This window comes from Corynebacterium tardum, from assembly GCF_046717785.1.
Lineage (GTDB): Bacteria > Actinomycetota > Actinomycetes > Mycobacteriales > Mycobacteriaceae > Corynebacterium.
The window spans coordinates 1,000,091-1,025,176 of sequence record NZ_CP177104.1; the positions used below are offsets into that span (position 1 = coordinate 1,000,091).

27 protein-coding genes are annotated in these 25,086 nt (G+C 61.4%); 14 read left to right on the forward strand and 13 right to left on the reverse strand.

Features of this window, described 5'->3' with window-relative positions; genetic code table 11:
• Positions 1-314: 314 nt before the first annotated feature.
• The 3 genes from ACLI1P_RS04865 (at position 315) to ACLI1P_RS04875 (ending at position 4,351) form a co-directional block, all read left to right on the forward strand.
• Positions 315-1,508 carry an HNH endonuclease signature motif containing protein gene (locus ACLI1P_RS04865; RefSeq protein WP_411709546.1) on the forward strand — a complete coding sequence of 398 codons (1,194 nt, stop codon included), beginning with the start codon at positions 315-317 and terminating at the stop codon, positions 1,506-1,508.
• Positions 1,509-1,914: 406 nt separating this feature from the next.
• The gene (locus tag ACLI1P_RS04870) at positions 1,915-2,589 is read left to right on the forward strand and encodes a DUF3558 family protein (RefSeq protein WP_411709547.1); all 675 of its coding nucleotides are present in this window, start codon (positions 1,915-1,917) and stop codon (positions 2,587-2,589) included.
• Between the two features lie 511 nt (positions 2,590-3,100).
• On the forward strand, positions 3,101-4,351 hold the full coding sequence (locus ACLI1P_RS04875) for a hypothetical protein (protein WP_411709548.1): 1,251 nt from the start codon (positions 3,101-3,103) through the stop codon (positions 4,349-4,351).
• Positions 4,352-4,405: 54 nt separating this feature from the next.
• Here the strand turns inward: ACLI1P_RS04875 and ACLI1P_RS04880 are convergent, their stop codons facing one another.
• The 3 genes from ACLI1P_RS04880 to ACLI1P_RS04890 all read right to left on the reverse strand — a co-directional run bounded on the left by ACLI1P_RS04880 (position 4,406) and on the right by ACLI1P_RS04890 (position 5,815).
• Complete coding sequence (locus ACLI1P_RS04880) at positions 4,406-4,663, reverse strand: hypothetical protein (protein WP_411709549.1); 258 nt, start codon at positions 4,661-4,663, stop codon at positions 4,406-4,408.
• A gap of 46 nt (positions 4,664-4,709) precedes the next feature.
• The gene (greA, locus tag ACLI1P_RS04885; protein WP_296132478.1) at positions 4,710-5,231 is read right to left on the reverse strand and encodes a transcription elongation factor GreA; all 522 of its coding nucleotides are present in this window, start codon (positions 5,229-5,231) and stop codon (positions 4,710-4,712) included.
• A gap of 104 nt (positions 5,232-5,335) precedes the next feature.
• Complete coding sequence (locus ACLI1P_RS04890) at positions 5,336-5,815, reverse strand: DUF4307 domain-containing protein (protein ID WP_411709550.1); 480 nt, start codon at positions 5,813-5,815, stop codon at positions 5,336-5,338.
• 101 nt (positions 5,816-5,916) lie between these two features.
• Here ACLI1P_RS04890 and mca point away from each other — a divergent pair, with 101 nt between their 5' ends.
• The 3 genes from mca to ACLI1P_RS04905 are packed head-to-tail and all read left to right on the forward strand — an operon-like array spanning position 5,917 to position 7,898.
• Positions 5,917-6,807 (forward strand): mycothiol conjugate amidase Mca, encoded by an 891-nt coding sequence (mca, locus tag ACLI1P_RS04895; protein ID WP_411709696.1) that lies wholly within the window; start codon positions 5,917-5,919, stop codon positions 6,805-6,807.
• A 3-nt stretch (positions 6,808-6,810) separates the two neighbouring features.
• A complete protein-coding gene (locus ACLI1P_RS04900; protein WP_306508121.1) occupies positions 6,811-7,104 on the forward strand; it encodes a hypothetical protein in 294 nt (97 codons plus the stop codon).
• 23 nt (positions 7,105-7,127) lie between these two features.
• Entirely contained in the window at positions 7,128-7,898 is a 771-nt protein-coding gene (locus ACLI1P_RS04905; RefSeq protein WP_408930337.1) for an isoprenyl transferase, read from the forward strand.
• On the opposite strand, the gene coaA is transcribed toward ACLI1P_RS04905, so the two are convergent.
• Complete coding sequence (coaA, locus tag ACLI1P_RS04910; RefSeq protein ID WP_411709697.1) at positions 7,895-8,821, reverse strand: type I pantothenate kinase; 927 nt, start codon at positions 8,819-8,821, stop codon at positions 7,895-7,897. The genes ACLI1P_RS04905 and coaA overlap by 4 nt on opposite strands.
• A gap of 137 nt (positions 8,822-8,958) precedes the next feature.
• Here coaA and glyA point away from each other — a divergent pair, with 137 nt between their 5' ends.
• On the forward strand, positions 8,959-10,260 hold the full coding sequence (glyA, locus tag ACLI1P_RS04915; RefSeq protein WP_408931702.1) for a serine hydroxymethyltransferase: 1,302 nt from the start codon (positions 8,959-8,961) through the stop codon (positions 10,258-10,260).
• Here the strand turns inward: glyA and ACLI1P_RS04920 are convergent.
• Positions 10,257-10,592: a DUF5997 family protein gene (locus ACLI1P_RS04920; RefSeq protein WP_296132561.1), complete on the reverse strand. Its 336-nt coding sequence runs from the start codon at positions 10,590-10,592 to the stop codon at positions 10,257-10,259. The genes glyA and ACLI1P_RS04920 overlap by 4 nt on opposite strands.
• 83 nt (positions 10,593-10,675) lie before the next feature.
• On the opposite strand from ACLI1P_RS04920, the gene ACLI1P_RS04925 reads away from it, so the two are divergent.
• The 5 genes from ACLI1P_RS04925 (at position 10,676) to ACLI1P_RS04945 (ending at position 15,626) form a co-directional block, all read left to right on the forward strand.
• Positions 10,676-11,380: a LysR family transcriptional regulator substrate-binding protein gene (locus ACLI1P_RS04925; protein WP_411709551.1), complete on the forward strand. Its 705-nt coding sequence runs from the start codon at positions 10,676-10,678 to the stop codon at positions 11,378-11,380.
• Between the two features lie 106 nt (positions 11,381-11,486).
• Positions 11,487-12,158 carry an LGFP repeat-containing protein gene (locus ACLI1P_RS04930; protein WP_411709552.1) on the forward strand — a complete coding sequence of 224 codons (672 nt, stop codon included), beginning with the start codon at positions 11,487-11,489 and terminating at the stop codon, positions 12,156-12,158.
• Positions 12,159-12,413: 255 nt separating this feature from the next.
• Positions 12,414-13,772: a PhoH family protein gene (locus tag ACLI1P_RS04935; RefSeq protein WP_411709553.1), complete on the forward strand. Its 1,359-nt coding sequence runs from the start codon at positions 12,414-12,416 to the stop codon at positions 13,770-13,772.
• A 64-nt stretch (positions 13,773-13,836) separates the two neighbouring features.
• Positions 13,837-14,421 (forward strand): GNAT family N-acetyltransferase, encoded by a 585-nt coding sequence (locus tag ACLI1P_RS04940; protein ID WP_373692301.1) that lies wholly within the window; start codon positions 13,837-13,839, stop codon positions 14,419-14,421.
• Positions 14,422-14,501: 80 nt separating this feature from the next.
• On the forward strand, positions 14,502-15,626 hold the full coding sequence (locus ACLI1P_RS04945; RefSeq protein WP_411709554.1) for a CAP domain-containing protein: 1,125 nt from the start codon (positions 14,502-14,504) through the stop codon (positions 15,624-15,626).
• A 67-nt stretch (positions 15,627-15,693) separates the two neighbouring features.
• On the opposite strand, the gene ACLI1P_RS04950 is transcribed toward ACLI1P_RS04945, so the two are convergent.
• From ACLI1P_RS04950 to glpX, 4 genes are all read right to left on the reverse strand, one after another.
• Positions 15,694-17,268 carry an MDR family MFS transporter gene (locus ACLI1P_RS04950; RefSeq protein ID WP_411709555.1) on the reverse strand — a complete coding sequence of 525 codons (1,575 nt, stop codon included), beginning with the start codon at positions 17,266-17,268 and terminating at the stop codon, positions 15,694-15,696.
• Complete coding sequence (locus ACLI1P_RS04955; RefSeq protein ID WP_411709556.1) at positions 17,262-17,873, reverse strand: TetR family transcriptional regulator; 612 nt, start codon at positions 17,871-17,873, stop codon at positions 17,262-17,264. The genes ACLI1P_RS04950 and ACLI1P_RS04955 overlap by 7 nt, the downstream gene beginning before the upstream one ends.
• A gap of 175 nt (positions 17,874-18,048) precedes the next feature.
• On the reverse strand, positions 18,049-19,449 hold the full coding sequence (locus tag ACLI1P_RS04960) for a class II fumarate hydratase (protein WP_296132447.1): 1,401 nt from the start codon (positions 19,447-19,449) through the stop codon (positions 18,049-18,051).
• Positions 19,450-19,552: 103 nt separating this feature from the next.
• On the reverse strand, positions 19,553-20,566 hold the full coding sequence (gene glpX, locus ACLI1P_RS04965; protein ID WP_306508130.1) for a class II fructose-bisphosphatase: 1,014 nt from the start codon (positions 20,564-20,566) through the stop codon (positions 19,553-19,555).
• A 196-nt stretch (positions 20,567-20,762) separates the two neighbouring features.
• Between glpX and ACLI1P_RS04970 the strand changes: the two genes are divergently transcribed.
• Entirely contained in the window at positions 20,763-21,353 is a 591-nt protein-coding gene (locus ACLI1P_RS04970) for a DUF4245 domain-containing protein (RefSeq protein ID WP_306508131.1), read from the forward strand.
• Here the strand turns inward: ACLI1P_RS04970 and ACLI1P_RS04975 are convergent.
• The 3 genes from ACLI1P_RS04975 to xseA form a co-directional block, all read right to left on the reverse strand.
• Positions 21,343-21,690 carry a hypothetical protein gene (locus ACLI1P_RS04975; RefSeq protein ID WP_411709557.1) on the reverse strand — a complete coding sequence of 116 codons (348 nt, stop codon included), beginning with the start codon at positions 21,688-21,690 and terminating at the stop codon, positions 21,343-21,345. The genes ACLI1P_RS04970 and ACLI1P_RS04975 overlap by 11 nt on opposite strands.
• Positions 21,691-21,948: an exodeoxyribonuclease VII small subunit gene (locus ACLI1P_RS04980; RefSeq protein WP_408930345.1), complete on the reverse strand. Its 258-nt coding sequence runs from the start codon at positions 21,946-21,948 to the stop codon at positions 21,691-21,693. It lies immediately after the preceding gene.
• Between the two features lie 61 nt (positions 21,949-22,009).
• Positions 22,010-23,251, reverse strand: a complete 1,242-nt coding sequence (gene xseA, locus ACLI1P_RS04985) for an exodeoxyribonuclease VII large subunit (protein ID WP_296132435.1) — start codon at positions 23,249-23,251, stop codon at positions 22,010-22,012.
• A 162-nt stretch (positions 23,252-23,413) separates the two neighbouring features.
• Between xseA and ACLI1P_RS04990 the strand changes: the two genes are divergently transcribed.
• Positions 23,414-24,373, forward strand: coding sequence for a 4-hydroxy-3-methylbut-2-enyl diphosphate reductase (locus ACLI1P_RS04990; RefSeq protein WP_296132432.1), 960 nt, complete (start codon positions 23,414-23,416; stop codon positions 24,371-24,373).
• A 5-nt stretch (positions 24,374-24,378) separates the two neighbouring features.
• Here ACLI1P_RS04990 and ACLI1P_RS04995 read toward each other — a convergent pair whose 3' ends face one another.
• A complete protein-coding gene (locus ACLI1P_RS04995) occupies positions 24,379-25,056 on the reverse strand; it encodes a DUF6542 domain-containing protein (RefSeq protein ID WP_296132429.1) in 678 nt (225 codons plus the stop codon).
• Positions 25,057-25,086 lie beyond the last annotated feature (30 nt).

The window sequence follows — 25,086 nt, forward strand, 5'->3', positions numbered from 1 at the left end:
TGATACTGGACACGTTTTGACGGCATCGCGGGATATAATCCGCCGTTTATAAATCCAGTTGGGAAAAGTGTGTTTCAAGTTCGAATGTGTATTTGGTCTAGGGGGCCTGTCGAGGGCGTGAAAAATATACCTCTGGTGCATGTCCGGGTTGATGTTTAAACTCGAGGGTAGAAAATCTGTTCTACTCTCCATTTGGGAGACTCCGACTTCAAGGGGGTGTCACGATTGTGGCAACGTCAACGACAGCGGTAGACCCACCGCCTTACTTCTCACATTCGAATCCGCGGGATCCTGTCTGCACGGCAGGGATAGCCATGCGTCGGGTGGAGTACGAATTCTGGAGTTCGGTTGTGCCAGTGCTTGACGACGACGCCGACGTTGCCTTTAGTCGCATCGCCGGCAAGACGGGGAAGACACAAAGTCAGGTAGCGCGTAATGTCTTGGCGATATTTCGGCTCGGGGAGCTGCCGAAAGTCAAAGCGCTGCAGGACGCGGGGTTCATCCTAGACATGCAAGCCTTGGTGGCTATCGACCAAGTGCTGGCGAAGTTGGGGAAGGTTGAGGGGGATATTCTGGAGCAGATCGATAACCTGCTAGCGGCTTATCTGACGCCTACCAAGCCGAACCAGGTGTTCCCGACTGTGGGAAAGATTCGCCGTCGTCTGCGGGATATTTGCCAGGCGCTTGACCCGACCATTGCCTTCTATAATCCCCAGAAAAAAGATGCGTACCGGTGCACGGTAAGTGGCAGCAGAGCCTACATTGAACTTGACGTGGAAGCCGCTCACGGGGTGGTGTTGCACGAGATTGTGGCGCAGGTGGCTAAGGAGCATCAGGTAACACTCGCCGAAGCGCTCGTGCTTCTGATTTCGGGCTCGGTCACACCGGAGGCCGGGAAGGTGGTCATCTATTCCTATCGTGCGTCTGACGTTGAGAATGGCCCTACGTACGTGCAGGGCCATGGGTGGATGATTGGAGATATCCCCGCCAAGCGAGAGCGGCACCGAGACTTTAGCGAAGCACCGAAGGAAACAGCAGGGTACGGTCCGTCCGAGGACGTGCGAAAATACGTTGAAGGACGGGATTTAACCTGTCGTGCTCCTACCTGTGACCAGCCGGCCTACCTGTCGCAATTGGATCATCGGATCAACTACCGGGATGGTGGAAAGACGCATCCATCGAACATGGTGGCCCTATGCCAGCACCACCACAATATGAAAACTGACGGCCGCGCGTTCTATATCTTGGACCCGGACACCGGTGATGTGGTGTGGCTGTTCGAGGACGGAACGTGGCTTATTACCGAGGCTGAAGGGCCCTTGGCACCGAAGGCAAAGCGCTGGGCACAGACCGTGGGTCAGCTCATTACTGCGAACCGTACGAAGGCTCACGAACGGGCTCAGGCTCTCAAGGAGGAGTTTGAGCAGGAGGCGGCGAAGCCAAGTGCGAAGGGTGGCGTCGACGGCGGCTACGGCGGAAAGGGGTGCGACGAAGACATTCCGTTCTGACCCACTAGGTGCTGACGAACTTGCAGGGCCGATCTGTAATTTACCGGGGAAGTTTGTGGGCGAATTGGCTTCAAAGTTGACGGTGGTAAATTTGCAAAACCCCAGGATACAGCTTTACAAGCTTGTAATTTCGGGTGTACCCATGAAGTTTTTTTCACCGAAATTTGGAAAAATTTTCCCAATCTGCATCCAGTCGGTGCACAGGGTCTAACCAGCGAGTATTTAAAATATTTCTAACAGAGAGTTCTTATATGTGAGGATGCGTGAAATTTCGATTGCATCGAGGTGTCAAAAATTGGCGCGACAAGCCGTGAAGTTTCGTGCATTCTTGTTGCAGAAGCCACTGGCGGAGTCACACTCCAAGAGCTGGTTTCGAGAAGTTGGTGAAATGTATTGAAGGGAAACCATGAAGCGAATCGGGGGCCTGGTGCTGGGAGCCGTGGCTTGCACAGGGGTGCTAGCGAGCTGCGCGCTGCCAGGTGGCCTGGGTGCTCGCGTTCATGGTGGTGAATCCGGGGGACTTCATGATTTCGCCGACGGGCAAAGCGGCGGTGGCTCAGCGGACTCGGGGGTCGCTGATGTCACCGCCACGACCGTGGAGGAGTCGGACGCTGCGGCTGACGACGCCGACACAGGCAGAGGGGTGCTGCCGCCTTTGGGCACATTTGACCGCACTGTACCGGGGTTTCGGGTCTTTGACCCGTGTAGTGAGATACCGAGCGAGGTGCTTGCCGAATTGGGGTTGGAGCCAAACTCTGAGCCCGAGAGGGAGAGTGGCTATCGCTCGTGTCATTTTTCGACGAAGTACTCACAGACGGGTCAGGCTGATGTACTGATTGCATCGGACCACGAGAGTATTGAGACCGTAAAGAATGGGGACCCTATTATTTTTAGAGGGCTGAAAGGGGAACAGGAAGAAATTCTCGTTATCGAGGATACTTTCATCAGAGATGTCAGCTGTACTTCATATGTTGAAACAAAAAGGGGGATGGTTTCGTTGTCGTGGACTGAGTTGAGCCGCGATGTGTCAATGAATGAACGTTGCCAAGCTTCTCTCGACTTATTAAAGGCACTCATTTAGTGAGGAATTTAAGATGATCATAAACGGAAAATCTATTGCGCAAGAAGTATCTAACATTGTTAATTTGGGACGTCGGGTGGGTAGTTCCTCAGCAAAGGCTTTTTCCCCGCTAGACGGCGGATACTCACCAGTCGCGGGGCTCAGCGAGGTGGGTACGATTCACCAAAGGGTGCTCGCCACTGACCCTGGCTCAGCGCGGAATTCGCTAGAGCGCTTTCGGGAACAGGTGGCGTGGCTGGGGGATACGCTGCAAAGGGAGCTTGCGGGGTTAGAAGCGCAGGATGAGCTCAATAGTCGGGGGTTGGACGTAGCAGACGCCGGGGGAGGCGGGGGACAAGAATCAATGCCAATCATGAACCAGCCGGACCCTGGATACAGCCCCTTTGGGTTTGTGGTGCCGGTGGTGCAGCCGGGGACCAACATGGTGAAACTGGCGGTTGACTTAACGAACACCAATTACTGGCATGTGTCTTCGGCGAAGGCACGGTGGAATGAGCTGAGCGCCGAGGTGATGGATATTGTTGCGGGGCTCCAGGAGTCTGCAACGGCGCTCGAATCTGACAATGACAGTGAGACGACGACTCGGGCGGCGCAGAAGATTAGGGAAGTCGCACAGGCGGGCACGCACTTCATTGCGAATTCGCAGGTGATGCAGGGAAAGCTGTTTGGCTTCCATTCGCACCTTATCGGCGCGCAGGCGAAGGCGTGGGCGATGGCGCTGGAGATCACGGCAATTCCAGAGCCCGCGGTGCGAACTGCAGCCGAGCAGGCGGCGCTGGCCCATATGCAGGCTATGTTGCAAAGGGGTGCGATTGCTGCGATGCCCTATCAGCATGCGCTTATGGAGTCGGCACCACCGAGCGGCGGCGGTGACGCCAGCGCGGAGTTTGGCGCGGTGGCTGGCGACGGCACCCGTTTCACAACTGACGGCGTGATGTGGCCGCGGGAAATCCAAGAAGCAATGAAGAGTGGCCAGATGGGGCCCGGTTCCTTTGATGTGGCGAATGGCCAAATTCAGGGGCTGCACAAGCTGGGGATGAGTGCAGAAGACATTGCCCAATTCCACGCGGATCTGCGCAACCAAGGGCGTGCGCTGCTGAGTGAACTGGGGTTTGGGGATGAGCTGGCGCCAATCGACGCCTCGTCGCTCAGCACAACCAGCGCCACTGCGGGAACATTGTCGCCCGGGCCGATGAACGGGGTCGCGGGGTCGGTGGCGGGAGGTGCAACGTCTATGGGTGCGGTGGGAACGCCGAGTGCGGCCGGACTTTCAGACGGGGCCGGGGTAATCGGGAGGGGTGCAGGGCGCTTGCCTGGCGGCACAGTGAATGCACCTGCACACCCGGCAGCCAATCCGACGACGGCTGCGGCCGGAGTGGGCGGTGGTGCAGCGGCTGCGGGTGCTTCCGCCGGTACTGGTACTCACCCCATCGTCGGCGGCTTGCCCGGTGCTGCGGCTGGTGGTACGGGGCAGAAAGAAGGAAAGGCGTCGTCAAGCACGGGCTCTGGTGGTGGCGCTGCACTTCCCGTAACCGGTGGCAGGCAGAGCGTTGTCGGAGGTAGCGCCGCGGCTGGTGCGCGGGGAGTTGGCATGCGCGGGATGATGCCCATGATGGGCGGCGCCGGACGAGGCGGTGACGGCGAGAAGCGGATCAAATCGGTAACGACGCAGGTAGAGCGCGATCCGAATCGACGTGACCTGCTGGGGGAGTCGCCCGCGGTGGTGCCCGGTGTCATTGGTGACTGGGCACGGGAACAGTAAGAAACGGCGCCACGGAAAATAACCGTGGCGCCGTTTCGACTCTGCTCTTGAGAGTTACTGCTGAACCGGGGTGGTGTAGGGGGCCACCTCAGAGTCGGTCACTACCTCAGTGTTGGTTGCTACCTCAGTTTCGGTCTCGGTGACCGGGGCGACGCTGGACTCGGCGCCGGCGCCAGGGGCCTCACCGGTGTAGGTAGCACCGGTGTCGATCTTTTCCTCAGAATCCTTCTGGTTCGGAGGGTGGCAGGCAGCGAGCGAGAGACCGGCGGAGAAAACCAGGCCGGCAGCAGCGAAACGAGTGAACTTCTTCATGGATGAAACTCTTTCTCAGAAATACGGTGATATAGAGCAGTATAAATTAGGACTCGCGCGGCGTCGCGGCCTTTGCGGAATCGTACGGTGCGGCGGAGACCACGGTCACGGAGATGGTCTTGCCATTCGGTGCGGTGTACTCGCGGGTCTCGCCCTCAGCGGCGCCCAGCAGCGCGGCGCCCAGCGGGGACTGCTCGGAGTAGGTCTCCAGATCCTTGTTGTCGGAGGCAGCGGCGCGGGTACCAATAAGGAAGGTCTCACGATCCTCCTCGTCGCCGTTGTAGTACACGTGAACCACGGAACCGATGTGAGCAACGCCCTCCTGGACGGCGGTGCGCTCGGTGGTGGAGTTCGCCAGAACCTCGGAAATCTGCTTGATGCGGGCCTCCTCCTGGTCCTGCATCTCACGAGCGGCATCATAGCCGGCGTTCTCCTTCAGATCGCCTTCCTCGCGGCGCTCATTGATCTCCGCGGCGACGACCGGGCGGTGGTCGATGAGGGACTGCAGCTCGGCCTCGAGCTTGGCCTTGGTCTCCGGGGTGATGTACTGCTTCTGCTGCTCAGCCATGGTGCAACCTTCCGTGTAACGGTCTAACTTTCAAAGAATGGGCCTCATAAACGCAGGTGGCGCGGCCTATTCTGAACGCTCAACATACTAGCATAGCTGGGCGTTTACTCGGCCGTAGCGTCCTCGGATACGTCCGCCGTATCCATTGTGTTCATGTCCAGATAAGCGGGGATGTTGCCGGAGCAGCCATAGACGCCGCCGGCGACGGCGCGGTGGTTGGTGGGGATGTCTACCGCAATGCGCTGGGCCTCCTCGCCACCGGCAGGGACGGCGATTTCGCGGCGGCCTACTTCCGCCTTGGAATAGTCGAAGGCCTGCACGATGCAGTAGGCGGGCTCCTCCACGCGGTTGCGAGTGATATCTGCCCACACCCGCGTGGTGTCATCGGAGAGGATCTCGTGGGTGACGTAGGAGATGTTGGCGTTGACCTTCTGCTGGGAGCGGAAGTATTGCACACCGAAAACGACAAGTGCGATGAGCATGGCGGCAAAGACGAGGACGAGGGCGCGGTTGGTCCACGATCCCTTGGAAGTAGGGGCGGAGCCGTAGCGCGAGGAGGGGCGAGCAGAACCTGCAGAAGTCATGAGCTTTAGTCTATCCAGTCCGTCCGACAGCAGGGAAACCCACGCCATCTACTACACTGGGCCACTGTTTCTAGATCAGACTGAGGGAGATGTTTCACCGAGTGAGCAGCAAGCGGCTTCTAGCTATTCACGCGCACCCCGACGACGAGTCCTCGAAGGGTGCGGCCACGACCGCCAAGTACGCCGCTGAGGGCGGCGAGGTCCTCATCGTGACCTGCACCGGCGGCGAGCGTGGCGACATCATCAACCCGGCGATGGATCGTCCCGGCGTATTGGAGAACATCGGCAGCGTCCGCCGCGAAGAGATGGCGAAGGCTGCGCAGGCGCTGGGGGTGGACCACCAGTGGTTGGGCCACGTCGACTCCGGCCTGCCGGGCGATCCGCTGGCCCCCAATATCAAGGACTTGCTGCCGGAGGGATGTTTCGCCCTCATGGAGGATGACGAGGTGGCCCAGGAGCTGGTGAAGGTCATCCGTGAGTTCCGCCCGCAGGTCATCGTCACCTATGACGAGAACGGCGGCTACCCGCACCCAGACCACTTGATGGTGCACAGGGCGTCGATGATCGCGTGGGAGAAGGCCGGGGACGCTGACTATCATCCGGAGCTTGGTCAGCCGTGGGAGCCGAAGAAGCTCTACTACTCGCACGGCTTCGTGTACCAGCGGATGAAGATCTTCCACGATCTCCTTCTGGAAGAGGGCAAGACCAGCCCGTATGAGCCTATGTTGGCGCGGTGGGACACCACGTTCGGAGACATCATGGCGCGCGTGACCACCCAGGTGGAGTGCGCGGAGTACTTCCAGAACCGCGAGGATGCTCTGCGCGCACACGCCACGCAGATCGATTCGGCGGGTGCCTTCCTTGCTACGGCGGTGAGTGTTCAGCAGGAGCGGTGGCCTACCGAGGAATTCGAGCTGGCGAAGACTCGCGTGGCGACGGAGCTCCCGGAGAACGATTTATTTGCGGGAATCCCGGAAGTAGGGGAGTCTTAAAGCATGACTGCTTATTACCTTGCGGCGCACGACGTCGCCCTGCTGGCACAGGGAGCTCAAGGCGGTCCGGTGGGGCCGGAATTTGGTAAGGCCTCACCCATCGGCCTGCTCATCCTCGCTCTGATGGGCGTGGCCGTCATTTTTGCGGGGTGGAACTTTCACCGCCGCTATTCGCGCTTCCGCCGTCGCACCATGTTTGCGCAGGACCACGGCATCGATCCTTTCGACGACGCCGCAGTGGACGCGGCGATGAAGGAAGCCGGTATCCTTGACACCAGCAAGAAGTCCATCTTCTAGGCACGAGGGGAGGCTGACGCACCGTGAAGTTCTTGAGCCAAGCGCTCTACCCCCTCTATGAGGCCCGCCTGGCGCGCGAAATTAAGGGCAAGCCGCAGCCGCGGCACGTGGCCATCATGGCGGACGGTAACCGCCGGTGGGCGCGGGAGGCCGGGTTTACGGATATCAGCCACGGCCACCGCCAGGGCGCGCGGAAGATTAGTGAGATGATCTCGTGGTGCCAGGGCACCGACATTGAGGTTGTCACCATCTACCTGCTGTCGACGGAGAACCTCAAGCGCAGCGAGCAGGAGGTGCAGCTGCTTTTCGATATCATCTCGGACGTGGTGACGCACCTGTCTGAGGGCGATCTCGATTGCCAGATCCGCTTGGTGGGCCACCTGGACCTGCTGCCGGAGGAAGTGACAGCCAAGATGCGTTGCGCCGCCGAGGCCACGGAGGACCACAAGGGTGTCATCGTCAACATCGCCGTGGGCTACGGCGGACGCCAAGAGATTGTTGACGCGGTTCAAAACCTCATCCGCAGCGAGGCCAGCAAGGGACTCAGCGCCGAGGAGATCGCCCAAGGTGTGACGGCAGAAGCGATCACCAGCAACCTGTACACCAAGGGCTTGCCGGACCCGGACCTGGTTATTCGTACCTCTGGCGAACAGCGCCTGTCTGGTTTCCTGCTGTGGCAGGCGGCCTATTCCGAAATCTGGTTTACGGACACTTATTGGCCGGCGTTTCGGCGCGTGGACTTCCTTCGCGCGCTGCGCGACTATACGCAGCGCTCCCGTCGCTTCGGCCGCTAAATCTTGCGCATCCGCACCCGGTCCACCAGGTGGTGGGAACCCTTGCACAGCACCAAGGAGGCGCGGACGCGGGTGGGCAGGATGTTTTCGATGAGGTTGGGCAGGTTAATGGACTGCCAGATTTCGCGTGCCTGATTGAAGGCTTCTTCATCCGTCATGTCGGCGTAGGCGGCGAAGTGGGCTCCGGGCTCGCGGAAGGCGGTGTGACGGAGCTGGAGGAAGCGGTCGATGTACCAGTGCTCAATGTCGTCCACGCGCGCATCGACGTAGACCGAGAAATCGAAAAGATCGGAGACCATAAGGGTGGGCCCAGTCTGCAACACGTTAAGGCCCTCCAAGATGAGAATGTCGGGCTGGTGCACTTCTTGGAACTCGTCCGGCACGATGTCGTAGGTCACGTGCGAATACAGGGGAGCTTTGACCACAGGCTTGCCTGACTTGACGTCGGTGACAAAACGCATGAGGGCGCGGCGGTCGTAGGACTCCGGGAAACCCTTGCGATTCATCAGCCCGTGCTCTTTGAGGTGCGCGGTGGGGTAGAGGAATCCGTCGGTAGTCACTAGGTCCACCTTGGGGTGCGATTCCCAGCGCTGGAGCAGCACTTGGAGAAGTCGCGCGGTGGTGGACTTGCCCACTGCTACGGAGCCGGCCACGCCGATGACGAAGGGTACGTGACTGGGCGGATTGCCCAGGAATGACTCGGTGGCAGCGGTGAGATTCTGCCGCGCCTTGACCTGCATATGGATGAGACGGGACAGCGGCAGGTAGACCTCCGCCACCTCCGTAAGATCGATGCGGTCACCGATGCCCCGGAGCTTTTCTACTTCCGTTTCCGTGAGCACCTGGGGCATGGATTTACGCAGGTTGCGCCACGTATCGCGGTCAAAGTCGAGGTACGGGCTAGCATCGGTCATTCGCGCCATGCCGTCATTGTCCCATTGTGACGCCGCGCTCATGCAATTAAAGGGAATCCAAAATCCCCCGGCCGGGGGAGGAGGGCGTTAGGATGAAGGGCAAGCTTTTGTAGGCGACAATTCTCCAGAAGGGATACCACGCTTTCATGACCACTTCGAACTCTGCTGACGTGCGCTACCAAGAGATGCGCGAGCTTGACCCCGAGGTCTTCGACGCCATCTCTGGCGAGATCGCCCGCCAGCGCGGCACCCTCGAGATGATCGCCTCGGAGAACTTCGTTCCGCGCGCCGTGCTGCAGGCGCAGGGCTCCGTGTTGACCAACAAGTACGCCGAGGGCTACCCGGGACGCCGCTACTACGGCGGCTGCGAGCACGTCGACGTGGTGGAGGACCTGGCCCGTGACCGCGCCAAGTCCCTGTTTGGTGCCGAGTTCGCTAACGTGCAGCCGCACTCCGGCGCGCAGGCCAATGCTGCGGTGCTTGCTTCCCTGATCAACCCGGGTGACAAGATCATGGGCCTGTCCCTGGCCCACGGTGGTCACCTCACCCACGGCATGAAGCTGAACTTCTCCGGCAAGCTGTACGACGTCGCCGCGTACGAGGTTGACCCGGAGACCATGCGCATTGACATGGATAAGGTTCGCGAGCAGGCCCTGGCGGAGAAGCCGCAGGTCATCATCGCAGGTTGGTCCGCCTACCCGCGCACCATTGACTTTGAGGCATTCCGTTCCATTGCTGATGAGGTCGGCGCGTACCTGTGGACGGACATGGCTCACTTCGCAGGACTCGTCGCCGCCGGTCTGCACCCCTCCCCGGTCCCGTACTCCGACGTTGTCTCCACCACGGTGCACAAGACCCTGGGTGGCCCGCGCTCCGGCATGATCCTGGCTAAGCAGGACTTTGCCAAGAAGATCAACTCCAACGTCTTCCCGGGACAGCAGGGCGGCCCGCTCATGCACGTCGTAGCTGCCAAGGCCATTGCGCTGAAGATCGCGGCGACCGAGGAGTTCAAGGAGCGTCAGGAGCGCACGCTGGAGGGTGCTCGCATCCTGGCTGAGCGCCTTACTGCGGAGGATTGCACCAAGGCCGGTGTCGACGTACTCACCGGCGGCACCGACGTACACCTGGTGTTGGCGGACCTGCGTAATTCCGAGCTCGATGGGCAGCAGGCAGAGGATCTCCTCCACGAGGTCGGCATCACCGTCAACCGCAACGCCGTGCCGAATGACCCGCGTCCGCCGATGGTGACCTCCGGCCTGCGCATTGGCACCCCGGCGCTGGCTACCCGCGGTCTTGATTCCGCCGCCTTTACCGAGGTCGCGGACATCATCGGTACTGCGCTGGCGAATGGCAAGAATGCCGATGTGGCCGCCCTGCGCGCCCGCGTGGACAAGGTTGCCGCGGACTTCCCGCTCTATGACGGCCTCGAAGATTGGAAGCTGGTCTAAGCCTGGTCCGGAGTGTTTTCCGCGCGCTCCTCGGCGTGAGCCTTACGGGCGGCCTCGAGCCACTCGGGCATCGCGTCGAGGAGTTCTTTGATCTCAGCGGTGGTCAGCGGGCGGTCCATGTCGTTCTTCTTCAGAGCGGTTACGGAAATGCCCAGTTTTTGGGCCACCACGGGACGGGGGTGGGGTCCTTCGCGGCGGAGGGTTGCGAGCCACTCGGGCGGGTTTTCTTGCAGGTCGCGCAGCTCGGCGTGGGTTACGGCGTTGGCCTGAAACTCTTCCGGCGTCGCGGGCAGGTAGATGCCCAGCTTCTTGGCGGCGGTTTGCGCGCGCATGGCGGTGCCGGAGGGCTGCGGCGTGTCATTATTCGTGGTATCAGTCACGCCCACCACGGTAGCAGCCCCGTATTATGAGATGCATGCTTCGCCTCGTCTTTTGCACTGGAACTGAACCGGGAAAGTGGTTCCGCCGCTACCGCGATTCGCACGCACCTGATGCTTTGCAGACTGTCGACGCCGACGATGCCGCCACAGTGCTCCTCTCCGGCGACGCAGATCTAGCGCTGATGCGCTTACCGGATGCGCGCATCGACGAGTCCTTTCACACCGTGCGCCTGTACGAGGAAGCCCCTGGCATCGCCGTGCCCAAGGACTCCGTCTACGCGGAGGTCGGGCAGGAGGTAGCTCCGGCAGACGTGGCGGATGAGATTGTGAACTATCGGATAGGGCCGGACGCGCTTGTCGACGTCGCCGCGGTCCGCACCGCCCTCCAAGTCGTGGCCGCCAACGTGGGCGTGGCCATCGCTCCACGTCCACTGCTCAAGGTGCTGAGCAAGAAGCAGGTGGTGCCGCTGGGGTTTGCTGATCCTACGGTGACGCGCACGGAGATCGCCTTGGTCTGGCGCAAGGACGATGACAACGATGAGATTCAGGATTTCGTTGGGGTAGCGAAGGGTCGCACTAAGAATTCCTCCCGCAATTCGGCGCCGAAACGCAGTGCCAGCCAGAAGGCGAAGGACAAGCAAGCACGACGCGCTGCTAGCTACAAAAAGGGGAACAAAGGCGCGATTCCCAAACCGTTATCAAAAAGATACAAGCCCTCTAAGCAGCGTAAACGTCGCTAGTGGCCACATTTTGTTGTCGAATCATAGGGTTGCTGGTGGCGAATAGCTTGGTGGGGTGTTTACGGTGGGTTCCGTTCTCGTAAGTTACTGAGAAAGGATTTAAGTAATGAAGAAGATGACTCGTCGTTTCGCTGCCGGTATCGCCGCTGCAACCCTGTCCCTGGGCGTTGTAGCCTGCTCCGATGCTGAGGACGCTGCTAAGGATGCCGGCGACGCCGCCAAGTCCGCTGCCACCGAGGCCACCGACGCCGCTGGTTCCGCTGCCAACGATGCCAAGGACTCCATGAAGTCCTCCGATTCCGCTGAGGCTTCTAACTCCGAGGACGCAGATGCTTCTGAGGGTGTTGACTCCTCTGAGGCTGAGGGCGCTGAGAACTCTGAGGGTGCAGACTCCTCCGAGTCCGCCGACGCTGAGGGCGACATGGTTGGCGTGTCCACCGCCGACGGTGAGGTAGAGGTCTCTTCTGACTTCGCAGACGCCATCAAGGAGAAGGCTGGCGAGTGGGGCGACCCGCAGTCCATCGAGACCTCCGCTGACGGCGACGTTGCTACCTTCGCCAAGGACAAGCTGATGACCTACAGCAAGGACGCTGGAGCCCAGCCGATCATCGGCAAGATTGCTGAGACCTGGACTGAGGACGGCGGCCTGCAGAACAAGGTTGGTCTGCCGACTGGTCCGGAGCAGGAATCTGGCGACGGCTGGGTGCAGGAATTCACCAACGGCACCATTTCCTGGATGAAGGGTGAGTCCGGCAAGTACGAGGCTACCGTCAAGTAAGGCTTCATCTGCCCACTGATTGTCCCCGGCGCTCCACCGTCCCCCGCGTTTAACGCGTGGGAGAGGTGTGACGCCGGGGATTGTCGTTTTAGTACTGTTCATCTTCCACCCATGTAATTTCAACCTTTGGTCTCTAGTTTGGGTCGTGTCCGGAGGTTTCCACAGCCTCTCTGGATAGTTTGAAAACCACCAGCTTCACCACGCCGCCCCGGTTCGATGAGTTGGGGCGGCACCACAAGGGAGAACCCTGCCGCTATGACCACTCCTTCCGTCCTGACCGAGCAGCCGTACGAGGCCACCGTGGCCACCAAGACCTACGTCATCGATACTTCCGTCCTCCTTTCCGATCCCTGGGCACTGCGCAAGTTTGCAGAACACGATGTGGTGCTGCCCATCGTTGTTATTTCCGAGTTGGAAGGAAAACGTCATCACCCGGAGCTTGGCTGGTTCGCCCGTCAAGCTCTTCGCTATTTGGAGGACCTGCGCTCTACCTACGAGGCTCTGGATCAGCCCGTACCGGTGACGGCGGAGGGCGGCACGCTGCGCGTGGAGCTCAACCACCAGGACCAGTCCTTGTTGCCGGCGGCCTTCCGCGGCCCGGAGGGTGATCACCGCATCTTGGCCTGCGCACTGAACCTGCAGCACGAGGGCAAAAACACCGTTCTGGTGACCAAGGACGTGCCGCTGCGCGTCAAGGCCGGAGCCGTGGGCCTGCAGGCCGATGAGTACCACGCGCAGGACGTCGTACTCACCGGTTACACCGGTATGGCCACGGTCCAGACCTCGGCTGATGTTATTGATGCGCTGTACCGCGATGGGGAAGTCCTCATTGATGGTGCTGTGACCGATGCCGGGACCGCCGCCGAGGAGCTGCCGGTGCACTGTGGCGTGACGCTGCAGGCGGGCGGGCAGTCGGCGTTGGGACGCGTTACTGCCGACGGCGCCGTGCGCCTCGTCCGCGGGGACGCTAACGTCTTCGGCCTGCAAGGCCGCTCCGCGGAGCAGCGCGTTGCCCTGGACCTGCTGCTGGACCCCTCGGTGGGCATCATGTCCATCGGCGGGCGCGCAGGAACCGGCAAGTCGGCGCTGGCACTGTGCGCCGGACTGGAAGCGGTGCTGGAGCGCGGTGAACACCGCCGCATCGTGGTCTTCCGCCCGATGTATGCGGTGGGCGGGCAGTCCCTGGGCTACCTGCCGGGCTCTGAGAGCGAGAAGATGAATCCGTGGACGCAGGCGGTGTACGACACCCTGGAGGGCCTCGTGTCCGACAACGTCATGGAGGAGGTCCAGGACCGGGGACTGCTCGAGGTGCTCCCGCTGACGCACATCCGAGGCCGCAGCCTGCATGACTCCTTCGTCATCGTGGATGAAGCCCAGTCCTTGGAGCGCAACGTGCTGCTCACCGTCCTGTCCCGCCTGGGCCGCGGCTCGCGCGTGGTGCTCACGCACGACGTTGCACAGCGCGACAACCTGCGCGTGGGCCGTCATGACGGCGTGCAGGCGGTCATTGAGAAGCTCAAGGGCCATGAATTGTTCGCCCACGTGACGCTGCAACGCTCTGAGCGCTCTGCCATCGCGGAACTGGTCACCGACCTTCTGGAAGGCGAGAACTAGCGCGTTCGCACGTGGCGATCATCGCCCCGTGTAGCTTGGCAGAAATGCCACTAGCCCAGTAATAATGGTGAGCATGAGCGAAACCGCTAAAGACAAGAAGAAGGATTTCCGCATCCGCCCGTTCACCGCAGCGGATTACCCGCAGATGCGCGAAATTTACGAGCAGGGCCTCAACACCGGCCACGCCACGTATGAGACCCGCTCGTTGACCTTCGACGAGTTTAAGTCCGCGAAAATCATGGCCTCAGTCCATGTCGCCGTCGAGGAAGACGACGACTCCAAGGTGCTGGGCTGGGTGTCGGCCGCGCCGATTTCTTCGCGCACCGTGTTCCACGGAGTGGTGGAGGACTCTATCTATCTGGGCACGGAGGCCCAGGGCCGCGGCATCGGCGGCGCCCTGCTGGACCGACTTATTGAGGTGTGTCAGGACCTGCACAAGTGGGCCATCCACTCGTGGATCTTCCCGGAGAACGCCGGTTCTGCCGGGCTGCACAAGTCCCGCGGCTTCGTCAAGGTGGGCACCTACTCCCACATGGCGAAGATGACCTACGGCGAGCTGGCCGGCCAGTGGCGCGACACGGATGTGTACGAGCTGCTTCTTCCCAAGCCGGAGGAGAAGCGGGCGCGCGCCGCCGAGAGCGTGAAATAGTCCTCACATTTTCGGGATAGGAGAGCGTGTGGCGCTAGAGTAAGGACTGTTCCCGTTCGTACTCTCTCGCAAGGTGTCACATGTCTCTTCGTACATCTATCCTTTCCCTTACTACCGCCGCAGCCGTGACGGCCGGTGCCTTCACCGCACCAGTCGCCACGGCTGCATCGTATCCGTCGGCCGGCTCTGTCCCGGTGGCCCAGCTCGACGTCAACCAGCCCGATGGTGGCTTGGCTTATGTGTATGCCGAGCCCGTCATGGAGTCAGATATCGATCTCATGGTGCGCCAGATCCGCGCTATTCGGGCCCGCGCATGGGACACAAACCTTTCAATCGAAAATGTTCCACTGCGTGAACTAGCACGCCGCCAGGGATTAGGATCCCGTGAAGCCTACGTCAATTCCATTTCTTGGAGCCGCGGTCTCGAGCACGCTGCGCTGCAGCGGGCAGCGGAAGAAAACGCTGGGCCGCAGTTGGATCACGAGCGTGTTCCCGGCGTTGAGTGCTGGACCGTCACCGATGCTTTTAAGAGCGCGGAGAATATCAACTACCTCGGGGCGGATGAGGCGATTGATGGGTGGGCCGACGAATGGTCTAACAAGGTTAGTGGGCATGGCATCACGGGCCACCTCGACAATATGATTGCCCCGACCCACAGGTATTTCGCGGTTGCAGAAGTAGGCACAGCCACGGCCGGTCTGTTCTCAGACGGGCGTTTTGAAAATTCGGCGGAGAACCGCACCTCTACTCGCCTTGATCAAGGCCGGCATGCCTTCCCCATTGCCGTCCCGACGAGCAGTATTGATGATGCCGAGTTGTTCTTTTCCGGAGGAAGCACACCGGGTGCGAAGGGAAGCATTGGCCTTAGGATTGAGGGCTTCAACGGGGCTCGTTTGGGGATTCCGGCGGCGTCGCCAAGCTCGAGCGACCCGGACATTCTCCAGGTCAACGATGACGGCACCTACGAGGCCAAGTCTGAAGGAACCGCAACCATCACGCTCGACACGTATGAACTGCGCAACGGACAGCCCACGTTGTCGGGTAATACGGTGACCAAGCAAGTAACCGTGAAGAAGAAGTCCGTGATCGGGGACCTGAGCTCCGGAGGAACAGATGTCGGAGCGATCATGGGCATCATCACCGCAGTGCTCGCGCTCCTCGGCGTGGCTTCTCAGGTGTCTCGCCAGTTCGGGCTTTTGCGTTAAACCTAGAAACTAGAAAATCCTCGCTGCGTTAATACGCTAGCGAGGATTTTTCTTTGCACGTTCTACGTTAGGAAATGGTCTCCTTGAGGTGCTCCTCGCGGACCGGAAGGATGAAGAGGAGAGCGATGATGGCCATCGGAACCATGAGCAGGATGACCGGGGTCAGGCCATCGTTGTAGGCGTTGAGGATGACGTCCTTAATCGGATCCGGCATCTGTGCAACGAGGGCCGGGGTCAGGTTGGAGGAACCGCCTTCAGCACTGGCGAACTTCTCCGCGAAGGGCTTGCCAGCCTCACCCATGGACTTGATAGCGGCAGGCATGTTGGCGGCCATTTCGTCCTTCATGTTGTGGATGAAGAGGGAACCCACCAGGGAAGCGCCGATGGCGGAACCGATCTGGCGGAAGAAGTTGTTCGCTGCGGTAGCGGTACCCACCAGGGAGACCGGGAAGGAGTTCTGGACAATGAGAACCAGAACCTGCATCACAAAGCCCAGGCCGATGCCGAAGACGAGGAACTCGCAACCCAGGTGGACCAGGGAGGTATCCGCAGTCAGGCGGGACATCCAGAACAGTGCGCCGGCGGTGATGGCCAGACCAATGATGGGGTAGCGCTTGTAGTGACCGGTGCGCGCAATGATGAAGCCGACGCCGGTGGAGGTACCGATCATGCCGACCATCATCGGGATCATCATGAGACCCGCCTTGGTCGGGGTCAGGGTGTGGACCATCTGCAGGTAAGTCGGCATGTAGCCCAGGACACCGAACATTGCCAGACCCAGCACCATGCCGGCAGCGGTGGTGAGAACCATGTTGCGGTTCTTGAACAGCTGCACCGGGATGAGCGGCTCCTTGGCCTTAGATTCGACGAAGACGGTGATGATGGCGCCGATGACCACGGTGATGCCCAAGCCGATGATGATCGGGTCGGACCACTCGTACTGGGTGCCGCCCCAGGTCGTCATGAGGATCAGGGAAGCGGTGGTAATAGCGATGAAGATGGCGCCGAGGAGGTCAAACTTGCGCAGATCGGTGTCGCCCACGCGCAGGTGGAGCACCAGGGTGCACACGGTGATGGCGATCAAACCGAGCGGGATGTTCATCCACATGCCCCAGCGCCAGCCCGGGCCGTCCGTGAACCAGCCACCCAAGACCGGGCCCAGGACGGAGGACAAGCCGAACACGCCACCCATGATGCCCATGAACTTGCCACGCTCGCGGGAGGTGGTGACCTCCGCAATGATGGACTGGGAGGAAATCATCATGAAGCCAGCGCCGAAGCCCTGCACGGCACGGCCGATGATGAGCAGGTTCATGGTGTGGGCAAAGCCGCCGAGGGCGGAGCCGATGACGAAGATGCAGATGCCACCGATGTAGAGCCACTTGCGGCCCATCATGTCACCGAGCTTGCCGGAAATCGGCATCGCAATCGTCATCATGACAAGGAAGGCGGAAATGACCCAGCTCATGTGGTCCACGCCGCCGAGCTCGCCCACGATAGTGGGCAAAGCGGTGGAGAAAATCATCTGGCCCAGGGAGCTCATCAGCATGGTGAGCACAAGGGCGGAGAAAACGAGGGCAAGGTTGTTATCGGGCTTGCCGTCGTCGGCCTGTGAGACCGGCTTAGCCGCGGTATCTACCATGTCAGTCCTTTCGAAAAATCGTTAATGAGTGTGAGCGCAGATTCGAAGCGTTGCTCAAAGGGAATGTCGCAGCTGAAATCCGGCGACGCTGTAGCTATCCAGAAGGCTTCCCGGATGGTGGAGGCGATGAGTATGGCCTCCGTCTCCGCCGAGACCGCGGGCAACTGTCGCAAGCTGGGATCCTGATGAAGGCGCTCAGTGATGAGCCACAAGATCTCGTTGGACTTGGCTCGCTTTCGGCTTAACGACGCCGCCGCGGCGTCAGCGTCGGAGGAAATCCGGCGCCGGCGCTCCGTGATCACGTCGTTGACGTGTTGGCCAACGAGGTGGTCCTTCACGAGGTCGACTGCCAGGCTAAAGACGCTGTCAGTGGGGGCGTCGAGGAAAGTGCTCCTCTGTTCTTCCGTGAATTCGTGGCTCGGGGCACCGAGCACGGCGGAATCCTTGGAATCGAAATAGTTGAAAAAGGTGCGCCGAGAAATACCGGCTGCGTCGCAAATCTCCTCTACTGTCACGTCGGCGAATCCACGCTCGTCCACCAGTCGGGTGGCGGCGTCTTCGATTCGCAGGCGCGTCTTGAGGCGCTTCTGCTCGCGTAATGACATTTCTTCTTGCACAGAGTGCAAGACTACACCCGGTGCAAGTTTGCACCAAGTGCAAGTTCGGTGATTTTAGAGACGCGTAATTGAATATATGAAGGAAATCACATTTGGGTTCGTGCGAAAACGACGAAACCGCCCTCCGTGAGGAGGGCGGCATCGTGCGCGGAGGCGGCGGGGTTTAGAACTCGTCGCGGTCGCGGTTGGTCATAGTGAGAACGTTGAGGCGCTCATCCAGCTCCTCCTCGGTGAGGTTCTCGCCGTCGACGAAGCCCAAGTCGATGACTGCCTCGCGCACCGTGATCTTCTCGTGCAGTGCGTGCTTGGCGGCCTTCGCTGCGTTCTCATAGCCGATCTTGGAGTTCAGCGGGGTCACGATAGAGGTGGAGGACTCCGCGAACTTCTTCATGCGCTCCTCGTTGGCCTCGATACCATCGACGCACTTCTCGGCGAAGACGCGGGAGACGTTTGCCAGCAGGCGGGAGGACTCGAGCACGTTGCGGGCCATCATCGGGATGTAGACGTTGAGCTCGAACTGGCCGTTGGAGCCGCCGAAGGCCACGGCAGCGTCGTTACCGATAACCTGGCTGACCACCATGGTGGCGGCCTCACACAGCACCGGGTTGACCTTGCCCGGCATGATGGAGGAACCCGGCTGCAGGTCCTTGAGGTGAATCTCGGACAGCCCCGTCAGCGGGCCGGAGCCCATGAGACGAATGTCATTGGCAATTTTATTGAGGGAAACCGCCACGGTGCGCATGGCGCCGGAGAACTCCACGAGTGCGTCGCGGGCCGCCTGTGCCTCGAAGTGGTTCTTCGCCTCGGTGAGCTGCTCGACACCAGTGAGCTTCTTCAGCTCCTCGGTCACCTTGCCGCCGAAGTCAGCGGAGGTGTTCAGGCCGGTACCGGTGGCGGTGCCGCCGATGGCCAGCTCGCCTAGACGCGGAAGGGTCGCCTCGACGCGTTCGATTCCCAGCTCGATCTGGCGGGCGTAGCCGCCGAACTCCTGCCCCAGGGTTACCGGGGTGGCGTCCATGAGGTGCGTACGGCCGGACTTAACGATGTCCGCGAATTCCTTGGCCTTCTTCGTCAGGGACTCGTGGAGCACCTTGAGGCCCGGGATGAGGTCGTTGACTGCGGCCTCGGTCGCCGCGACGTGCGTGGCGGTGGGGAAGGTGTCGTTGGAGGACTGGCCCATATTCACGTGGTCATTCGGGTGAATCTCCACACCATTGTTGTGGGCAATGGAGGCGATGACCTCGTTGGTGTTCATGTTGGAGGAGGTGCCGGAGCCGGTCTGGAAGACGTCAATCGGGAAAGCATCATCGTGCTTGCCCTCAGCAATCTCGGTAGCGGCGGCGATGATGGCATCGGCCTTGTCGGCGTCCAGCTTGCCGGAGTCCTTGTTTACCTGAGCGCAGGCTGCCTTGAGCAGGCCGAGCGCGCGGATCTGCGCGGACTCGAGGCCGCGGCCGGAAATGGGGAAGTTCTCCACCGCACGCTGGGTCTGGGCGCGCCACAGGGCGTCTGCCGGGACCTTGACCTCACCCATGGTGTCGTGCTCAATGCGGTATTCAGTCATGAAGTCACCTTTTCTGTGATGAATAGTGATGAATTGTGATGCCTAATGAATCACTGTTTGATTTGTGTGCCGTGACACGGCGCTGCATGCCACGGTAGCACTGCTACTTCTCGTGCGGGTTGGTGTAGTCCACCACGGAGTATTCCTGCAGCTTGGGCAGCTGGTGGACGGAATCGACGTAGCGGATGGTGCCGGACTTGGAGCGCATGACCAAGGAGCGGGTGGTCGCGCTGTTCTTGCGGTAGGAGACACCGCGCAGCATGTCACCGTTGGTCACGCCGGTGGCGGCGAAGTAGCAGTTCTCGGAGGAAACCAGGTCATCGGTGGTGAGCACGCGATCCAAATCGTGGCCGGCCTGACGGGCCTTTTCTGCCTCAGCGTCGTCCTTCGGCCACAGCTTGCCCTGGATTTCCCCGCCCATGCACTTCATGGCGCAGGCGGTGATAATGCCCTCTGGGGTGCCGCCAATGCCCATCATGAGGTCAATAGAGTTGCTGTCCTGGCAGGTGGCGATGGCACCGGCGACGTCGCCGTCCATGATGAGGCGCACTTTCGCGCCTGCCTGGCGGATCTCAGAGATGAGCTGCTCGTGGCGCGGGCGGTCCAATACGACGACGGTGAGATCAGCCGGCCTGATGCCCTTGGCCTTGGCCACGGACTGCACGTTCCATTCCACCGACTCGTTGATGTTGATGGAACCCACGGCGTCGGGGCCGACGGCAATCTTCTGCATGTAGAAGACTGCAGAGGGATCGTACATGGTGCCGCGCTCGGCGGCGGCGATGACGGAAATGGCGTTCGGACGGCCTTCCGCCATGAGGCGGGTGCCGTCCACGGGGTCGACCGCGATATCCATCTCGGCGCCTTCGCCGGTGCCAACCTGCTCGCCGTTGAAGAGCATCGGCGCCTCATCCTTTTCGCCCTCGCCAATGACGACCACGCCGTTCATCGCAACGGAGTTGATCAGCTTGCGCATGGCGTCCACTGCCGCGCCGTCGCCCTCGTTTTTCATTCCACGGCCAACCCAGCGACCCGAGGCCAGGGCCGCGGCCTCAGTGACGCGCACCAGCTCCATAGCGAGGTTGCGGTCGGGGATGTATGACGTGTTATCGGACATGTGTGCTCGATGCCTTTCTCGTAAGGGGCTCAACCCGGGGTGAAGTGAACCCGGAATACACACACTATTGTTCCACTTTTGTGGTGGATTCAAGCCCGAATGGCTCCCCCAGATGTGGGATGGGGGTGGTGTGGGCAGAAAACGCTGGTGGCTGGCGGTGTCGCGCGGGGAATAGGCGGCGTGAAATACTGGGCGGGTGGCAGCTGAAGAGAAACCCAAGATTTTTGAGGGCGCGCGCGACATCATCCTGACGGTAGGCGGCATCCTCATCATGATGTTCCTCGTCGTGGGGGCGACCGGTCTATGCACCGTCAACCCGGAAAAGACGGGGCCGGTGCAGGACGTCGACGCCTCGACCTTCCTGGAGATGGAGGCGCGCACACAGGGCGCGGTGATTCGGGAGCCGCAGTTGCCGGAAGGCTGGCAGCCCACCGCCGCGCGCCGTATGCAGATGGGCGCGGAGTCCGGCGCAGTCGTAAGCTGGCTCACCCCGGACGAGGGCTACGTCGAGTCCGTGCAGACGCAGGTAGCGCTTGACGACGTCCCAGCGGCCTACGATTCCACCTATCGTGCAAACTCCGAGCAGCGCCACGTTGCCGGCCACGACGTCCAGGTGCTCACCAGTGACGACAAGGGCGTGCGCCCGCTGTGGATCACCGACCTGGGGGATGCCCGCCTGATGCTGACGGGCTCAGCCGCCGACGCTGACTACGAGACGGCGCTGGCCGCGTTCGTTGACGCCGCACCGCTGCGCATCGCCGAAGACGGCAGCGTGGTTAGCCAGTAAAGGAGACCTGTTCCACCGCGCCGTCGCGGACGACGGCATCGACTCCCGCGGCGAGGTCTAGCGGATCTACCTCGCTCAACCGCGTCTTGCCGACGTAGACGTCGACCTTTTCGTGCCGGGACCTGGCCGGATAGATCGTGACGCCGGACAGTGCGTCGTCGCTAAAGCTAAGCACGAGAGAACCAGAGAAGTAGCTGATGTCGGTGCCCTCTACTGCGTGCGGGGTGCCGAAGAATTCTTCTGCCAACTGGCGGGAATCCCCGAAGACCAAGGATCCGGCGCCGCCAGACTTGGAGACGAAGTCCACGCGTTCCTTCGGGTAGCCGTAAATCTTCACTTAGGCCTCCTCGCTCTGCTCGCTCTTGTTCAGTGCCTCTTCCACGCGCTTGGCGGCACCGTCGAGGTGCTCCTCGCAGGCCTTGGCCAAGGCCTCGCCGCGCTCCCAGTACTTCAGCGACTCGTCCAAGCCCATCTGGCCTAGTTCGAGGATCTTCACGGTTTCAATGAGCTCGTCGCGCGCCTGCTCGTAGCTCAGCTCCGCAATGGGCGGGAAGGCGTCCTGGCCGGGCTGTCCGGCTCCGATGGTGTTAGTCATAGTGTTCCTCTTCTTTTAGGGTTTTTCTACGGGGGTTGTGGTTAGAGTCAGTGTTCTGGGGCTAGTCGGCCGCCTGGGAGGCCATCGCTGCGGCGGTGATGGAGCCATCGCCCACGCGGATGCGCAACTGCGAGCCCGGTGGGGATTGCTCAAAGCTTGTGACCACCTCTGGCCCGCTCCCATCGCGCGGTACCACCTGCACGATGGCGTACCCGCGCTCGAGCGTGGCCGAGGGGCCCAGGGCGGACACTCGCGCGCGCAGCGATGCGATCTGGTTCGTCTCGCCATCGATCTGGTGGTTGATGACCCGGCGAATGGCCACCACGTTGCGCTCCAACTCTTCACGGCGCGCGGTGATGGGCACCATCGGATCCGCCAGCACCGGGCGGGAACGAATGTTGTCTAGCCCGCGGCGCTCGCGCTCGACCCAGCCGCGCAGGGCGGCGGCCATCCGGGAGCGGGCCTCATCAATCAGTGCGTATTCTTCGGCAGCAGACGGGACGACGCGCTTGGCGGCGTCGGTGGGGGTGGCGGCGCGGAGATCTGCGACGTCGTCCAGCACCGGGTGGTCCGGCTCGTGGCCGATAGCGGACACCACCGGCGTGCGCGCCGCCGCGACCGCACGCTGGAGTGCCTCCTCGGAGAAGGGGAGCAGATCCTCCACCGAACCGCCGCCGCGGGCGATGATGATGACATCGACCTCCGGGTCGGCATCGAGCTTCTGTAGTGCGTCCACTACCTGCGTGACCGCCGTAGCGCCCTGTACCGCGGTATTGATGACCTCAAACTGTACGGCCGGCCAGCGGTCCTCGGCCACGGAGAGCACATCCCGCTCAGCGTGCGAACCGCGCCCGGTGATGAGACCAATCTTTTTAGGCAGGTAGGGAAGCGGGAGCTTGCGGGACGGATCGCACAAGCCCTCCTGCCGCAGGCGCTGGCGCAGCATCTCCACGCGGGCCAGCAGGTCACCGATGCCGACGTGGCGGATCTCTGTGACCCAGAGGGAGAAGCTGCCGCGGCCGGCATAAAACGCCGGCTTTCCGTAGACCACCACGCGGTCGCCGTCCTTCAACGGGGACGGCGCGTTGCGGATAAGTGAGGTGGCACAGGTGAGCTGGACCGATTTCTCCTGCTCCACGTCGCGCAAAGTGATGTAGGACAGCTTCCACGTCGGCTTCATGTTGAGCTGGGTGATTTGCCCTTCCACCCACAAGAAGCCGAGGCGTTCGATCCAGCCCTTGACCTGTTCGTTGACCTTGCCAACGGGCCACGGCGTTTCCGCAGAATTGGCTGGTTGGTTCACGCGCGGTCCTTTCTCTGTACGGTATTCTGCCCGGCTCTTTCCACCGAGTTGTCAGTTGGCTGGTGAGTTAGCCGTTGAGACCAGTCTATGAGGTGGCTCGGACACGCGTAGTGGCGGGCACGTAACTACAGTATGCGGACAATTTTCGTTACTCTAGGAGCCATGACTGAAACTGCCAAGAAGGTGCTCCTGGCGGCTCCCCGCGGTTACTGTGCCGGTGTGGACCGCGCGGTGGAAACCGTTGAAAAGGCCCTGGAAAAGTACGGCGCACCCATCTACGTGCGCAAGCAAATTGTCCACAACCGCTACGTCGTGGAATCCCTGGCAAAGCGCGGCGTCGTCTTCGTTGAAGAAGCCTCCGAGGCTCCGGAAGGTGCGCACCTGGTCTTCTCCGCCCACGGCATTGCGCCCACGGTGCGCGCGGAAGCGCAGGAGCGCAAGCAGCTGACGCTCGACGCCACCTGCCCGCTGGTGACCAAGGTCCACAACGAGGCCCGCCGCTTCCACCGCGACGGCTACCACATCCTCCTCGTCGGCCACGAAGGCCACGAGGAGGTAGAGGGCACCGCCGGAGAGGCCCCGGAGGTCACGCACTTGGTGGACGGCGTCGAAGGCGTGGACAAGCTGCCGGAGTTTCTCCAGGAGGAAAAGCTCATCTGGCTGTCCCAGACCACGCTGTCGGTGGATGAGACGATTGAGATCGTCAACAAGCTGCGCGAGCGTTTCCCACACCTGGAGAACCCGCCGTCAGACGATATTTGCTACGCCACCCAGAACCGTCAGGAGTCGGTGAAGAATATCGCCCCAGCCTGCGATCTCATGATTGTCGTGGGCTCGCAGAATTCCTCCAACTCCAAGCGCCTCGTGGAGGTTGCCCTGGAAGCTGGATCGAAGGCCTCCCATCTGGTGGACTTCGCCTCCGAGATCGATGAGGCATGGTTGCACGGAGTGAACACCGTGGGCGTGACCTGCGGCGCCTCGGTTCCGGAATTGCTGGTGCGCGAGGTTCTCGAATTTTTGGATGAGCGTGGCTACTCCGACGTAGAGCAGGTCACCACCTCTACGGAGACCATCACCTTCTCGCTGCCGCGCGACCTGCGCCCGGCACGCACCGCGCGCTAAGAGGTTTAATCCTCGTCGTAGAGGTTTTCCTCCAGCCGCGGCGGCCGCTTCTCGCGGGGCTCCGGGAACTCCACGTTCTCGTATTTGTCCCACTCGGCGGCCTGTTCGCGGCGTCGTTCCTCGCGGTCGCGCTCGCGTACGCGCCCGCTGCGCTCACCTTCGCGGGCCACTAGGTCGGCCACAGAGAGCCGCTCCGAGCGGTTACGCTCGTCCGCGGCGGCGTCGTTGCGGCGCTTCTTCTGGGCCTCGGCCTGACGGTTTTTAGATTGGGCGGAGCTGCCCCAGAGGCGGATGACGGCCAACAGTGCGCAAGCCAGCACGGTGACAATGAGCACGGGGAAGTGCTGGACCACGGGGAAGAACGACGTCAACAGTGCCGTCTTAGAAAACGGCGACGCGCCCTCCGGAAGGGAGGAGGCAGAGTTGATAAAGCCTGCGCCCGCGGTGGCTACCGCGTAAAAAAGCGGCAAGCTGATGACCAGCATGTACAGGCCGCGGGTCTCCACCAGCCAGGTGGCGGCGAGGCTACCGATGCCAAAAATCAGCGCGAAGGCTATCCCCACGCTGCCCATGACGCCCGAAACCGCCATGGCCACGAGCGCGACGACGAGCGCCACGAGGAGCGCTCTGACGAGCGGCATTCCGCGGCGGGGCGGGCGGCTTCGAAATTTGGCAAGTGACACGCCGAACGAGTCTACCGGTTACGGTGACCA